Raw genomic sequence first — 13,109 nt, 5'->3', positions numbered from 1 at the left:
GCTCCTTGGGATGGCTGCGTGGCGCGATGGCGGGGATGCCGACGCCCTTGCCCGAGTGTAGCGTTCGACGCACTGCAGCACCCCCGCGGAACCGCTTCGACTTTCGTCGATTCTCGACCAAAGCCGAATAGCTGCGCGCATTGCAGCATCCCCATGCTCGGCCACGCCCCCACTGCGACGTCTTGCCACCGGCACGATCGTCGCGCGGAGGCATCACGTGTTTGACGGGGCATCACGGACCGGGGGAGGTCCGGCCCCGAAACATGGCCGCGGTGACGCGGCACCACCTCCGCCCTGGCGCGGAGCCGTCCTGACCAGAGGGGAATACAGCATGGCCACCACCGGCACCACCGCGGATACCGCGCTCGATGTCAGCCATCGGCGGGTGATCTTCGCATCCAGCCTCGGCACCGTCTTCGAGTGGTACGACTTCTACCTTTACGGCTCGCTGGCGGCGATCATTGCCAAGCAGTTCTTCTCCGGTCTCAACGAAGCGTCCGGCTTCGTGTTCGCCCTGCTGGCCTTTGCCGCCGGCTTCGCGGTGCGTCCGTTCGGCGCGATCGTGTTCGGGCGCATCGGTGACCTGGTGGGCCGCAAGTACACCTTCCTCGTCACCATCCTGATCATGGGCCTGTCGACGTTCCTGGTCGGCGTGTTGCCGAATTACGGAACCATCGGTGTCGCTGCTCCGGTGATCCTGATCGCGCTGCGCCTGCTGCAGGGCCTGGCCCTTGGCGGCGAGTACGGTGGTGCGGCGACCTACGTGGCCGAGCATGCGCCGGACGGCAAGCGCGGCCTTTACACCAGCTTCATCCAGATCACCGCGACGTTCGGCCTGTTCCTGTCGCTGCTGGTGATCCTGGGCTGCAAGGTCGCGCTGGGTCCGAAGTTCGACGAGTGGGGCTGGCGCATCCCGTTCCTGCTGTCCTCGGTGCTGCTGGCCGTGTCGGTGTACATCCGCCTCCAGCTGTCGGAGTCGCCGGCGTTCAAGCAGATGAAGGAAGAGGGCCGCCAGTCGACCGCGCCGCTGACCGAGTCCTTCGCCCGCTGGGGCAACCTCAAGGTGGTGATCCTGGCGCTGCTCGGTGCCACCGCCGGCCAGGCCGTGGTGTGGTACGCCGGCCAGTTCTACGCGATGTACTTCCTCGGCAACACGCTGAAGATCGACGCGACCACCACCCAGCTGATGATCGCCGGCGCGCTGCTGATCGGCACCCCGTTCTTCGTGGTGTTCGGCTGGCTGTCCGACCGCATCGGCCGCAAGCCGGTGGTGCTCGCCGGCTGCCTGCTGGCCGCGCTGACCTACTTCCCGATCTTCAAGGCGCTCACCCACTACGGCAACCCGGCGATCGAGTCGGCCATTGCTACCGCGCCCATCCGCGTCACCGCCGATCCGAAGGACTGCCACGTGCAGATCGACCTGATCGGCAAGAAGGTGTTCACCAGCTCCTGCGATGTGGCCAAGAGCTTCCTGACCAAGCGCGGTGTGCCGTATGAGAACGTCGCCGCGGCTCCGGGCACGGTGGCGGTGGTGTCGGTGGGCGGCAAGGACCTCCCGTCGTTCGACGGCTCCCAGATGGCCAAGGCGGACTTCGCCGCCAAGGTCAAGGCGTTCGGCGAGGAGGTCGGTGCGGCTGTCAACGCAGCCGGCTATCCGGCCAAGGCCGACCCGGCGATGATCAACAAGCCGATGGTGATGCTGCTGCTGTGGATCCTGGTGATCTACGTCACCATGGTCTACGGCCCGATCGCGGCATGGCTGGTGGAGATGTTCCCGACCCGCATCCGCTACACCTCGATGAGCCTGCCGTACCACATCGGCAACGGCTGGTTCGGCGGCTTCCTGCCCTCGGTGTCGTTCGGCATCGTGGCGGCCACGGGCGATTTCTACGCCGGCCTGTGGTACCCGATCATCATCGCCGCGATGAGCGTGGTGATTGGCGGCCTGTTCCTGCACGAGACCAAGCACGTTTCCATCCACGACTGAGCGGTGCCGGTGCCGACCTTCCCGGGAGGAAGGTCGGCACCGGTCGGACCACGGTCGATGCCGCAGCTTTTTACGCGGCGGTGCGGCGCGACGAAAGTCGTAATGCGCCGGGGCGAAGTCCGCGATTAACGTGCTCCTAATGTTTCGCCACTTGCGATCGATAACGGGCGGAGCGCTACCCACCGGGCGCAGCTCCACCGATACCGGTCCTTCCATCCGGGGATACAAGCCATGAAAAGAAATCCGATGTTCTTCGCCGTCGCCGTCGCGCTCGGGCTGGCGGTGTCCGGCTCGTCGTTCGCCGCCACCAAGCAGAAGACCGACGTCAAGGCGTTGCAGGCGCTGATCGAGAAGCAGCAGGCCCAGCTCGACGAGCAGCAGAAGGAGCTGGCGCAGATGCGCGAGGCGCTGCAGCAGATCCAGGGCAACCAGCAGGCGCAGCAGCAGCAGATCGAGAAGGTCGCCAGCACGCCGCCGCCGCCGCCCCCGGCCCCGTCGGCGTTCAGCAGCGCGCCCGGCGTATCGGTGGCCCTGCATGGCTTCGTCTCGGCCACCGCGTTCAGCCAGGACAAGAGCTTCACCTTCGGCAACGGTCAGAACGCCGAATTCCCGGTGCCCGGCTCGCACGGCAACACCAGCGGCTTCGACGTGCGCAACACCCGCTTCTGGCTCGACTTCAAGGGCGCCAAGTTCAATGACAACTGGACCGGCGGCGGCCGGATCGAGATGGACTTCTTCGGCGGCTTCAACGGCACCGGCGCCTACTCGCTGTCGCAGCCGACGCCGCGCCTGCGCCAGGCGTACATGGATCTGGCCAACGCCTCCAGCGGCACCACGATCCGCGTCGGCCAGCAGTGGGACCTGCTGTTCCCGCTCGACAACGTGCCGGCCTCGATCACCCACATCGCCTTCCCGCTCGGCTACGGCACCGGCATGATCGGCTGGCGCTTCCCGGGCGTGGTGATGATGCAGGATCTCAACCACGGTTCGGACGGTCCGAAGTGGCGACTGGACCTGGGTGCCTTCGAGGGCTCATGGGACGGCCCCGGCAACAACGTGAACTACCTCACCGGCGCCAACGCCGGCTTCCGTCCGCAGCTGCAGGCGCGCCTGCACGTGCAGGACAAGGACTGGCTGGCCTACTTCGTCGCGCACTACTCGCAGATCGATCTGCGCGGCGTCGACGGCACCGCGGCAACGCCGATCGCCACCAAGATCGACAGCCAGGGCTTCGAGGTGGGCGGCAACTGGCATCCGGGCAACTGGATGTTCAAGGGCAACGTTTACACCGGCAAGGGTCTGGGCCAGGTGTTCGGCGGCCTGATCCAGTTCGGCGACATCAAGGAGAACGGCGGCTTCCTGCAGGCCGGCTACAAGTTCACGCCGAACTGGAGCGCCAACGCGTTCTACGGCTACAGCAAGCCCAAGCGCAGTGACGTGGTGGCCTGGCTGGGCCACGGCTCGGTCGGTCGACTGGAGAATCGTCAGTCCGCGCTCAACCTGATCTACACCTCCGGCGCGTACGAGCTTGGCCTGGAATACTTGTATTCCGAGCTGGACAGCACGGCCGATGGCACCAACACCACGACCACCAAGGCGAACCAGGTCTCGCTCAGCGCAAAGTACAACTTCTGAGTCGGTGCCACGGCGGGCGCCGGCCGTCCGCGGTCATACCTGCGAAAAGCCACGCCGCGAGGCGTGGCTTTTCTTTTACGGACGGGATCGCTCAGTCGTGGCCGAGGGGCGGCTTGCCCTCGCGCAGCCGCTGCAGGTCGTAACTGGAGAGCGATTCGGCGCGGGCGCTGGAGCTGATCCGGGTCTGGGCGAAGGCAAGGCCGGTGCCCAGCAGTCCGACCAGGCCCAGCAATAGCCAGATCGCCATGGCCCCGCCCCCGTGGCGGGTGAAGCAGAGCACGAAAGCCAGCACCGTTCCGGTCAGCCAAAGCCAGCGCATGAGAGGAATGCCTCGTCGACCCGGTGCCGCGCCCCGGTGGTGGCGCCGATCATAAACCTGCTTCCGGGCCGGGCGTCAGCGCAGCGATCCGGTTGTGCCAAAGCGGTCGCGCGCGGTGAGATGCTTGTCAACCAGGCTGCGTCCCATGTCCGACTTCAACGACCCCTTTTCGCCCCGGGCCCACAGAGGCCGTGGTGCGGCCTCCAACCCGGAAGGCCGCTTCGAGACCCTGCGCCGCCAGGCCGAGGACGACGGCTGGCAGAGCGCACTGCTGGACGACGCAGCGCCACGGCCACGCACCGAAGTCAGCGAAGAACGCGCGCGCAGCGTGATCACCCGCAACGACTCGCCGGACATTCATTTCAGCCAGGCGATGAACCCGTACCGCGGCTGCGAGCACGGCTGCATCTACTGCTTCGCGCGGCCTTCGCACAGCTACCTCAACCTGTCACCGGGCCTCGACTTCGAGACCAAGCTGCGCGCCAAGGGCAACCTCGCCGAGGTGCTGCGCCACGAACTGTCACGCCCGGGCTACCGCGTGGAGCCGATCAACATCGGCAGCAACACCGATCCCTACCAGCCGATCGAGAAGCGCTGGCGCCTCACCCGCGCCGCACTGGAGCTGCTGGCCGGCTGCGGGCACCCATGCACGATCGTCACCAAGAACGCGCTGGTCGAGCGCGATCTCGACCTGCTCGCACCGATGGCCGAGGCCAACCTGGTACAGGTGTTCGTGTCGGTGAACTCGCTGGACAACCACCTCGCGGCCAAGCTGGAACCGCGCGCCAGCGCCCCGCACCGGCGGATCAAAGCGATCCGCGCGCTGGCCGCGGCCGGCGTGCCGGTGGGTGTGCTGGTCGCGCCGATCATCCCCGCGCTGAACGACCGCGACATGGAGGCGGTGCTCGAACAGGCCGCCGACGCGGGCGCCTCCTGCGCCGGCTACACCGTGGTGCGCCTGCCGTACGAGCTGAAGACGCTGTTCCGCGAATGGCTGGCCCTGCACGCCCCGGATCGCGCGGCCCACGTGATGAGCCTGGTGCAGCAGATGAACGGCGGGCGCGACTACGACAGCGACTTCCGCACCCGCATGCGCGGGCAGGGCGTGTTCGCCGACCTGCTCAAGCGGCGCTTCGAGGTCGCCTGTCGCCGGCACGGCTTCGGCCGCGCGCGCGATCTCCAGCTCGACACCACCCGCTTCGTGCCGCCGCGCCCGTCGTCACCGCAGGGGCAGTTGTTCTGAATGCTCCGCGGTTGCGGCGAGCGCCTCGGCATGCACCCGCATGACATCACCGGCGAGCAGGCGCGGCACGAGCATGGTGATCATCGACACCAGCAGGCCGGGCGATTCGATCCCCATGCGTGTCCACCCATGCAGGGCGGGGAACAGCCAGTGGGCACCGAACAGCAGCCAGAACAGACCGGCGAGGTGGATCAGCGCCAGCGCCCATGCGCGACCTCCGCGCGTGCCGGCCCGCAGGCACTCCTCGCGCACGATCCGTTCGGCCTGCGTCCACGGAAGGCGGTAGGCGCGGGCCAAGCGCTGCGTGGTGATCCATCGCATGACGTCATTCCCTGCTGCGAGCGATGGGATCGCGCGCCAGCCGCTCCGCTTCGGCCATGATCGTCACCCGTGCCGCGCGCTGTGCCAGCCACAGGTGCAGGCCGAGCAGCAGCAGCGCGGCAGCCACCATGAGACCGCCCCAACCGCGTGGAAGTATCACCCACCCGAAGTCTCCGGCCGCGCTGGTCAGCCAGAGCGCGGCGGTGGGAGGCGCCAGCCAGCCGTAGCGCCGCCACTGCCTGAGGCTGTGGTCGCGTACCACGGCGCGTGCCACCGGCAGCCGCAGCCCGTAACGTGCGGCCAGCCATTCCGGGCGGATCGCGGTGCGCGCGATCATGCGTCCGGCTCCGGATGGGCGCGAGCGGCGATGCGTGCCGCCTCGGCATGGATGGCCCGGCGCGCCAGTCGTTGGCCCAGCAGCCGCCAGGCCAGCATCACCACCTGGATCGCCATGAGCAGGGCGAAGATGTTCAGTTCGTGATGGTCTCCCGGGGCGGAATCGCCCAGCGCATACGCCAGGCCAGCGGCGCCGCCGAGCCCGATCACGAGCAGGGTCCAGCACCATCCGGAGCGCAGCAGCGCCTGACGGGTCGCCTCACCGACGATCTCGGCGGTCGTGGCGACGGGGAGTCGATATTGCTCGGCGAGGCTTCGTGCCGTGGTCGGAGTCATGGTCGACGCTCCTGGATCATCCGTGGGCGAGGAACGGGTGTGGCTGCCGTGCCATGCCGCGAGCGCCGCGTGCTGCGATCCAGCCGAGCACCGTGGTCAGTGCCAGCGCCACCGCGAGGTAGATGCTCCACAAGGCAGGCGATCCGGCCCAGGGACCGCCTTGCCGCAACTGGCTGGCGAGCATGCCGGTGATCGTGCTGATGAGCACCACGATGGTCAATGCGCTGCACACCAGACCGAGGGCCCAGCCGCGCAACGGCTGCGGGCCGAGCGCGTCGAGCGTCAACGCCACGCCGGCAAGGAGGCAGAGCAGCGGCGCCCCGACCAGCGCGAGGGTGGCGATGACGCTGAGATTCATGCGCTGGGCGATGATCCATCCCGCCACGGTGAGCAGCAGATTGATGACGACGGGCCGCGCCAGGGCAGCCCGCAGCAGAGCCTGGCGGACCCGGTCGGGCGTACCCAGACCGGGCAGCACCCCCAGCACCGCCAGTTCGCGCTGCGACGTGGACCAGCGCTGGCGCACGGTCAGGGCACTGACCAGCGGCAGGCCGAGTGCCAGCATGAACGCGAGCCCGGCCAGCATGGGGGTGCCCAGTGCATAGATCACCCCCAGCGACGACACGGTGGCATCAGGTTTGGTGGCGAGGATCAGCATCATCGCAGCGATGAAGACCAGCATCGGCCCGGCCATCGTGAGGCCGCGGCGGCAGAGTCCCCGCAGGGTTTGCGGCACGAACCCGCCGCCGAGCGCCACGCGCAGCGAGGCCACCGGATGCGCCGGGCCGGTGCGCCGGAGGTTCGCCTCCGGCTGCAGCCAGCCCGGCCGTCGCCGATCCACGGTGCGGACGCCGGCGCCGCTGCCGGCCCAATGGCCGGTGGCGTTCTTGCCGCGCAGGCGCATCACCATGGCGCTGGAGCGTTCGGCCTCGCGGTCGTCCAGGCGAATCAGCCCGTGCCAGCGTATGGCACAGATCACGCCGAAGCCTGCCGCGGCCACTGCCCACCAGATCGTCGAACGGGGATCGTCGAGCGTGGGAACGGGCAGCACCCGCCGCGCCGCGTCGGACGCGGCGGGAAGGAGTCCGATCAGCATTGCTACCGGACCCGGCAGCAGGCTGAATGCGAATCCCGATGCAAGCACCAGCGCGGTCAGGGCGGCCGCGCTGGTCTCCCCCAGCGTCGCTTTTCCGAGTGCTGCCCCGATTCCGACGGTCGCCAGCGCCGCGAGCCCGACGGCAGCGGCTGCCACCGCCTCCAGCCGCGGAATGCGCAGTTGCCGGGCGTCGCGGGCCAGCAGCAGGCTCGCCGGCATGAAAAAGGCCCACAGGTAGGCCACGCCGCCCTCGAAGGCGAGCAGCGCGATATGTCCGCCCTTCGCCCCCGGCCACAGCAGGCGGACAACGATGGCGACCGCGACCCCGAGCGGGAACACGCCTCCCACGAGCCACCGAACCGAGGGGTAGGTGGTCCGCCCGAAGGTCAGCAGCAGGTCGCGCGCTCTCATTCGGCCACCTCCACGAACAGGTCCTCCAGCCCCAGCGCGTCGACGCGCGCTCCGTTCAACCGTGACGCCTCCGGCCACTGGCCGCGCTCATCGCGCTCCACCACGAGGCTGAGGCTGCCGTCCTCATGCCGACGCCGACTCAATGCAGCGGCGGGTGCGGCCGCACTCATCGCCGCCGGCAGCCACAGCCGGGCGAAGCGCTCCTTGGTGTCGTCGGCGGCGCAGTGCAGCAGCAGCTTTCCCTCGTGCAGGAAGGCGATGTCCGACGCGATCCGCTCCAGGTCGGAGACGATGTGGGTGGAGAACAGTACGGTGGTGCCGGATTCGCCGGCCCGCAGCGCCACCTCGCGCAGCAGTTCGCGGCGGGCGACCGGATCGAGCGCGGCGGCCGGTTCGTCCAGCACCAGCAGTTCCGGCTGCGAGGCCAGTGCCCTGATCAGGTCGACCCGCTGCCGCTCACCCGGCGACAGCTTGGCCAGCAGCTTGTTTGGCGGGATCTTCCAGCGCTCGAGGGTCTTTCCGGCGAAGCGCGCATCCCATCGGGGATAGAACCGGCCGACGTAGTCGAGCAGTTGTGCGGCGGTGAGCCAGCCCAGGGCTTCCGGCTGCTGCGGCACGTAGGCCAGACGCGCCTTTGCCTGGTCGTCCATGCGCAGCGCCGGCTGGCCGAACACACGGGCCTCGCCGGCAGCCGGTTCGAGCAGGCCGAGCATGGCGCGGATCAGGGTGGACTTGCCGGCACCGTTGCGGCCGATCAGGCCGAGCACGCTGCCCGGTGCCAGCGCCAGGTCGATGCCGTGCAGCACGGTGGCACCCTCGTAACCATGGCCCAGGCCATGGGCCGCCAGCGGCGGATCGAGCCGGTCGGCGGCGTCCTTGAGCATCGCGTTCATGAAACCTCCCTGGTGGATGGACCGGACGCTGCCGCGTGAGGGTCGTCCGGTGGCAAGCGGATAAGCAGGGCGCGCAGGTCCATCAGCACGTGCAGCACCATCGGGACCAGCAGGCTGCCGCTGGCGAGATAGAGCGCGGCGAACACGCCGCCGACCAGCGCGGTGACGATCACCCCGGCGCGGCCCTGGTAGAGGTGGGCCCAGCCGAACGTTGTGGCGAGCAGCAGCACGTAAGGCAACGGGCCGGCATGGGGCAGCCAGGTGCGCAATACGGCCAGGCCGAAGCCGCGCCAGACGATCTCCTCGCCGATACCGGCGGTCAGCGCCAGTGCAGCGAAGGCAAGCCGTTCGCGCCGGGTGCGCGGCAGCATGCGCAGCACGGCTGCCGGTGCTGCCGGGATCGCCGGGGTTGCCGCAGGTGTCCCGTGCCGTCGGCGCGCCGCTACCCACAGCCCGACTGCGGCGATCAGGGCGCCGGCGATCATGGACGCCGTCATTCCGAGCAGGACGCCGCCGTCGAGGCCAGCCGGGACGCGCGGCCAGGCCAGACCCAGTTGCGCCGGGCTCCATCCGGCCAGGCCTAGCGCGATCGCCAGCGTTACACCGACCAGGGTCCAGCCCTGCCAGGTCCAGGCCAGCAGGAATCGCGTGCGCGCATCCGCTTCGCCGCGATCGAGCGCTTGCCCAAGGTGCAACGATGCGCGCCTCCCCAGCAGGGGCTCGGCCACCAGCAGCCAGCCAACCAGTCCCATCAGGGCGAGGTGGATAAACATCTCAGTCCTCCAGCAGGCGGCCGAGCCGCCGCAGCACCGCCGCGGCGGGCAGTTCCAGTTCACGGGCGTGGCGCGCCAGCGCCAGCAGCTGCGGCTCCAGCAGAGCCAGCCGCTGTGCCTGCGTCTGTGTCGGCCGCGTGGTGGCAGCCACCGCCATGCCCTTGCCGCGCAGTCGCTCGAGCAGGCCTTCGGACTCGGCCATGCCGTAGGCGCGCGAGACGGTCATCGGGTTGATCGCGTGGAACGCCGCCACCTCGCGCACCGAGGGCAGCAGGTCGCCCGCGGCGAGCTGGCCGCCGGCGATCAGGCGGCGCAGCTGCTCGACGATCTGCCGGTAGATCGGCTCGGCCGAGGCGGGTTGGATGGTAAGCAGCGATGCGTCCATGTGTATCAGTACATCAATACACATGGGTCGTCGTCAAGCGTGACTCGTGGCAGGGCCGGGGGAGGCCGGGCGCGCCCCTTGCAAAAAGGGCGAGTCTTGCGACTCGCCCCTGTGCTTCATCCGGCCCGGTCGGTTGGCTCAGCCGCCCGGCGGCAGGTACTTCTCGAACCACATCAGCGCGCGCTGCAGCACATCGCGCTGGTGCGCCGGGTCGACGAAGTGGTGGCCCTCGTTCGGGTACACCACCAGCGAGGTCGGCACGCCGAGCGTGCGCAGCGCGTGCCACATCTCGAAGGACTGCGGGGCCGGGCATTCGGCGTCGCGGTCGCCGACCACGATCAGCATCGGCGTCTTCACCTGCTTGATGAAGTGGATCGCCGAGCTCTTCGCGTACACCGCCGGATCGTCGTACACCGAGGCACCGAAGTACGGGATCATCCACTGGTCGATCAGGTTCTCGCCGTAGTAGCTCTGCCAGTCGGAGATGCCGGCGCCGGCGACCACCGCGCGGAAGCGCTGGGTCTGGGTCGGCACGAACATGCTCATGAAGCCGCCGTAGCTCCAGCCGGTGAGGCCCAGGCGCTTGTCGTCCACCGGCAGCTTTTTCTCGATGGTGTCGACGCCGGCGAGGATGTCGCGCAGGTCGCCGTAGCCGAAGTCCTTGCGGTTGGCCTGCACGTAGGCCTCGCCCTGGCCGTAGCTGCCGCGCGGGTTGGGCATGAACACGAAGTAGTCCAGCGCCGAGAACGGCACGCCGCCGAAGCCGACCGCCGGCCAGCGCGGCAGCACGGCACTGGCCGGACCGCCGTGCACGGCGACGATCATCGGGTAGGACTTCTTCGCGTCGTAGTGTGCCGGGTACAGCAGCCAGCCCTGCACGTGGCGGCCCTCGTTGTCCCACTCGACCGACTCGGCCTTGCCCCACGACGGCTTCAGCGCCGCGTTGATCGCGGTGACCGCCGGCGGCGGCGTGCGCCCCAGCCGGCCGGCATGCACTTCCGGCGCGGCGGCGTAGGAGCTCTGCGCGAACGCGACCTTCGCATGGTCGGCCGACAGCGACAGGCCCATCGCCGCGGTGCCGTCGCCGAGGCTGGCGTCCAGTGCGAACAGCGGCGCCTGCGCCGTGGCGTGGCGGGCGTCGATGGCGTACGGCGCCACCTCGCTGCGGCCGTTGCGGATCTGCGCCACCAGCAGGCGGTCGGCCCCGGTCCAGCCGAACCACACCGGGGTGACCTTGATGCCCGGAGTCAGCGCGGTGACCGCGCCGCCGGTCGAGGGCACGGCATAGAGATCGCCGCCGGTCGCGCCCTGGTCGCTCATCAGGCCGCCGATGAAGACGATCCGCGAACCGTCCGGCGACCAGCGCGGCAGCGCCATCTGCAGGCCGTGCAGCGGGCCTTCCACGGTGCGCGTGTCGACCAGTGCGCGGGGCTCGGCGCCGGCCTTCGCCTCCTGCGCGTACAGCCTGGCGATCCACCAGTTGTTGTCGCCGGGCGCCGGCGCGGCGACGTAGGCGAGCTGGCGGCTGTCTGGCGACCAGCTGAATTCGTAGACGTAGCTCGACGCCGGGGTGAGCATCTCCACGGTGCCACCGCTGGCGGGCACCGCGGCGATGCGCTGCACCTCCAGCCCGTCCACGCCGATCTCGCCGGCGGCCGGCTTGGCCGCGGCCACCGCGCTGGCGGCACGGGTGGCGCCTTCGACGTAGAGGAAGCCGAGCTCGCGGCCGTCGGGCGACCAGCGCAGCGCGCGGGCGTAGCCATCCAGTGCGGCCAGCTTCACCGGGGCGGCCGCGCCACGGGTGTCGGCCACCACCACGGCCGGGTGGCCCTTGCCCGCGCCGATGCTGGCGCAGGTGGAGAGGAACGCGAGGTGCTGCGAATCCGGCGCCCAGGCGAGGCTGGATTCACGGCAGCTGCCGGCCGCGTCGCGGGTGTTGAGGCGGTGGGCGTCGCGGCCATTGGCCTTCGCCAGCATCACCGCGGGCTCGCCGTCGGTGTCCACCACCCAGGCCAGCTGGCGTCCGTCGGGCGACAGCTGCACGCCGTGGATGCCGCGCACCTTGCCCAGCTCGGTCAGCAGATGGTCGATGCGCGGATCGACCGGCGCGGTGCCGGCGAAGGCCGGCAGGGTCAGGCCGGCCAGCAGGGCCAGCGGCAGCAGGGAGACTCGGGACATCGGCGGCTCTCTCGGCGGGTGGAGAAGCCTTCGAACCTAGCAGCGCGCGGGGCACCGCTCCAAGTGCTGCAAGCCATGGCGCGGGCGCTTCGCAAACCCCTGCGGAACGCCCGCGCCGTGCGGTCAGCCGCGCAGGCCGTCGGCCTCGCGGTGGTAGTGGGTCGCACGCTCCACTTCCTCGCGGGAACCGAGGAACACCGGCACACGCTGGTGCAGGGCACCCGGCGGTACGTCGAGGATGCGCTCGCGGCCGGTAGTCGCCGCGCCGCCGGCCTGCTCGACGATGAAGGCCATCGGGTTGGCTTCGTACATCAGCCGCAGCTTGCCGCCCTGGGCCCTGATCTTGGCGTCCAGCGGATAGAAGAACACGCCGCCGCGGGTGATGATGCGGTGCACGTCGGCCACCATCGAGGCGACCCAGCGCATGTTGAAGTCGCGCCCGCGCGGGCCGTCCTTGCCGGCCAGCAGCTCGCCGATGTAGCGCTGCATCGGCGCCTCCCAGTGGCGCTGGTTGGACATGTTGATGGCGAATTCGCCGGTGGCCTCGGGGATGCGGATGTCGCGCCGGCTGAGGACGAAGCTGCCGACCTCGCGGTCCAGGGTGAACTCATGGGTGCCGTGGCCGAAGGTCAGCACCATCACCGTGGCCGGGCCGTACACCACGTAGCCGGCGGCCAGCTGCTCGGTGCCGGCCTGCAGGAAGTGCTCGGCCTTCGGCTCGGTCACGCCGTCCGGGCAGCGCAGCACCGAGAAGATCGTGCCGACGGAGATGTTCACGTCGATGTTCGAGCTGCCGTCCAGCGGATCGAACAGCAGCAGGTGGTTGCCCTTCGGGTACATGTCGGGGATCGGCTGCGGATCCTCCATCTCCTCCGACGCGCAGGCGGCGAGGTGGCCGCCCCAGGCGTTCGCCTCCAGCAGGATCTCGTTGGAGATCACGTCCAGCTTCTTCTGCGCCTCGCCCTGCACGTTGATGCTGGCCGCGTCGCCCTCGCCGGCGGCCATGCCGAGCACGCCACCGAGCGCACCCTTGTTGGTCGCCACGCTGATGCGCTTGCAGGCGCGCGCCACCACCTCGATCAGCAGCGACAGCTCCGCGTTGATGTGGCCGGCGCGGCGTTCCTCGATCAGGAACTGGATCAGCGAAACGGGCTTCATGGCGTCTCCGTGACGGAAAAGGACCGCCATTGTCCCGT

13 protein-coding genes are annotated in these 13,109 nt (G+C 69.5%); 3 read left to right on the top strand and 10 right to left on the bottom strand.

Annotated features, from left to right (window positions below; genetic code table 11):
* Nucleotides 1–331: 331 nt before the first annotated feature.
* The gene (locus tag C693_RS0107535; protein ID WP_017461652.1) at nucleotides 332–1,987 is read left to right on the top strand and encodes an MFS transporter; all 1,656 of its coding nucleotides are present in this window, start codon (nucleotides 332–334) and stop codon (nucleotides 1,985–1,987) included.
* A gap of 231 nt (nucleotides 1,988–2,218) precedes the next feature.
* Complete coding sequence (locus tag C693_RS0107530) at nucleotides 2,219–3,622, top strand: hypothetical protein (RefSeq protein ID WP_043598534.1); 1,404 nt, start codon at nucleotides 2,219–2,221, stop codon at nucleotides 3,620–3,622.
* A 91-nt stretch (nucleotides 3,623–3,713) separates the two neighbouring features.
* On the opposite strand, the gene C693_RS0107525 is transcribed toward C693_RS0107530, so the two are convergent.
* Nucleotides 3,714–3,941, bottom strand: a complete 228-nt coding sequence (locus C693_RS0107525; RefSeq protein ID WP_017461650.1) for a hypothetical protein — start codon at nucleotides 3,939–3,941, stop codon at nucleotides 3,714–3,716.
* Nucleotides 3,942–4,086: 145 nt separating this feature from the next.
* Here C693_RS0107525 and C693_RS0107520 point away from each other — a divergent pair, with 145 nt between their 5' ends.
* Complete coding sequence (locus tag C693_RS0107520; RefSeq protein WP_017461649.1) at nucleotides 4,087–5,184, top strand: PA0069 family radical SAM protein; 1,098 nt, start codon at nucleotides 4,087–4,089, stop codon at nucleotides 5,182–5,184.
* Here the strand turns inward: C693_RS0107520 and C693_RS0107515 are convergent.
* The 9 genes from C693_RS0107515 to C693_RS0107475 all read right to left on the bottom strand — a co-directional run bounded on the left by C693_RS0107515 (nucleotide 5,161) and on the right by C693_RS0107475 (nucleotide 13,071).
* Nucleotides 5,161–5,505 (bottom strand): hypothetical protein, encoded by a 345-nt coding sequence (locus C693_RS0107515; protein WP_017461648.1) that lies wholly within the window; start codon nucleotides 5,503–5,505, stop codon nucleotides 5,161–5,163. The two genes, C693_RS0107520 and C693_RS0107515, sit on opposite strands and share 24 nt — an antisense overlap.
* Nucleotides 5,506–5,509: 4 nt before the next feature.
* A complete protein-coding gene (locus tag C693_RS0107510; protein WP_017461647.1) occupies nucleotides 5,510–5,842 on the bottom strand; it encodes a hypothetical protein in 333 nt (110 codons plus the stop codon).
* Nucleotides 5,839–6,177 (bottom strand): hypothetical protein, encoded by a 339-nt coding sequence (locus tag C693_RS0107505; RefSeq protein WP_017461646.1) that lies wholly within the window; start codon nucleotides 6,175–6,177, stop codon nucleotides 5,839–5,841. The genes C693_RS0107510 and C693_RS0107505 overlap by 4 nt, the downstream gene beginning before the upstream one ends.
* Nucleotides 6,178–6,193: 16 nt before the next feature.
* On the bottom strand, nucleotides 6,194–7,684 hold the full coding sequence (locus C693_RS0107500; protein WP_017461645.1) for a hypothetical protein: 1,491 nt from the start codon (nucleotides 7,682–7,684) through the stop codon (nucleotides 6,194–6,196).
* Complete coding sequence (locus tag C693_RS0107495) at nucleotides 7,681–8,577, bottom strand: ABC transporter ATP-binding protein (RefSeq protein WP_017461644.1); 897 nt, start codon at nucleotides 8,575–8,577, stop codon at nucleotides 7,681–7,683. The genes C693_RS0107500 and C693_RS0107495 overlap by 4 nt, the downstream gene beginning before the upstream one ends.
* Complete coding sequence (locus C693_RS22590) at nucleotides 8,574–9,350, bottom strand: CPBP family intramembrane glutamic endopeptidase (protein WP_017461643.1); 777 nt, start codon at nucleotides 9,348–9,350, stop codon at nucleotides 8,574–8,576. The genes C693_RS0107495 and C693_RS22590 overlap by 4 nt, the downstream gene beginning before the upstream one ends.
* Nucleotide 9,351: 1 nt before the next feature.
* Nucleotides 9,352–9,735 carry a GntR family transcriptional regulator gene (locus C693_RS0107485; RefSeq protein WP_017461642.1) on the bottom strand — a complete coding sequence of 128 codons (384 nt, stop codon included), beginning with the start codon at nucleotides 9,733–9,735 and terminating at the stop codon, nucleotides 9,352–9,354.
* 138 nt (nucleotides 9,736–9,873) lie between these two features.
* Nucleotides 9,874–11,913, bottom strand: coding sequence for a S9 family peptidase (locus C693_RS0107480; RefSeq protein ID WP_017461641.1), 2,040 nt, complete (start codon nucleotides 11,911–11,913; stop codon nucleotides 9,874–9,876).
* A 123-nt stretch (nucleotides 11,914–12,036) separates the two neighbouring features.
* Nucleotides 12,037–13,071: a class 1 fructose-bisphosphatase gene (locus C693_RS0107475; RefSeq protein ID WP_017461640.1), complete on the bottom strand. Its 1,035-nt coding sequence runs from the start codon at nucleotides 13,069–13,071 to the stop codon at nucleotides 12,037–12,039.
* Nucleotides 13,072–13,109: the final 38 nt, after the last annotated feature.

The sequence above is a fragment of the Dyella ginsengisoli LA-4 genome (genome assembly GCF_000334915.1).
GTDB lineage: Bacteria > Pseudomonadota > Gammaproteobacteria > Xanthomonadales > Rhodanobacteraceae > Dyella_A > Dyella_A ginsengisoli_A.
This window is presented reverse-complemented; position numbering and strand designations above follow the sequence as displayed.

Coding starts and splice junctions, on each gene's coding strand:
- C693_RS0107520 (WP_017461649.1), top strand. CDS start 4,087: ATGTCCGACTTCAACGACCCCTTTTCGCCCCGGGCCCACAGAGGCCGT.
- C693_RS0107530 (WP_043598534.1), top strand. CDS start 2,219: ATGAAAAGAAATCCGATGTTCTTCGCCGTCGCCGTCGCGCTCGGGCTG.
- C693_RS0107475 (WP_017461640.1), bottom strand. CDS start 13,071: ATGAAGCCCGTTTCGCTGATCCAGTTCCTGATCGAGGAACGCCGCGCC.
- C693_RS22590 (WP_017461643.1), bottom strand. CDS start 9,350: ATGTTTATCCACCTCGCCCTGATGGGACTGGTTGGCTGGCTGCTGGTG.
- C693_RS0107485 (WP_017461642.1), bottom strand. CDS start 9,735: ATGGACGCATCGCTGCTTACCATCCAACCCGCCTCGGCCGAGCCGATC.
- C693_RS0107495 (WP_017461644.1), bottom strand. CDS start 8,577: ATGAACGCGATGCTCAAGGACGCCGCCGACCGGCTCGATCCGCCGCTG.
- C693_RS0107500 (WP_017461645.1), bottom strand. CDS start 7,684: ATGAGAGCGCGCGACCTGCTGCTGACCTTCGGGCGGACCACCTACCCC.
- C693_RS0107480 (WP_017461641.1), bottom strand. CDS start 11,913: ATGTCCCGAGTCTCCCTGCTGCCGCTGGCCCTGCTGGCCGGCCTGACC.
- C693_RS0107510 (WP_017461647.1), bottom strand. CDS start 5,842: ATGATCGCGCGCACCGCGATCCGCCCGGAATGGCTGGCCGCACGTTAC.
- C693_RS0107515 (WP_017461648.1), bottom strand. CDS start 5,505: ATGCGATGGATCACCACGCAGCGCTTGGCCCGCGCCTACCGCCTTCCG.
- C693_RS0107535 (WP_017461652.1), top strand. CDS start 332: ATGGCCACCACCGGCACCACCGCGGATACCGCGCTCGATGTCAGCCAT.
- C693_RS0107525 (WP_017461650.1), bottom strand. CDS start 3,941: ATGCGCTGGCTTTGGCTGACCGGAACGGTGCTGGCTTTCGTGCTCTGC.
- C693_RS0107505 (WP_017461646.1), bottom strand. CDS start 6,177: ATGACTCCGACCACGGCACGAAGCCTCGCCGAGCAATATCGACTCCCC.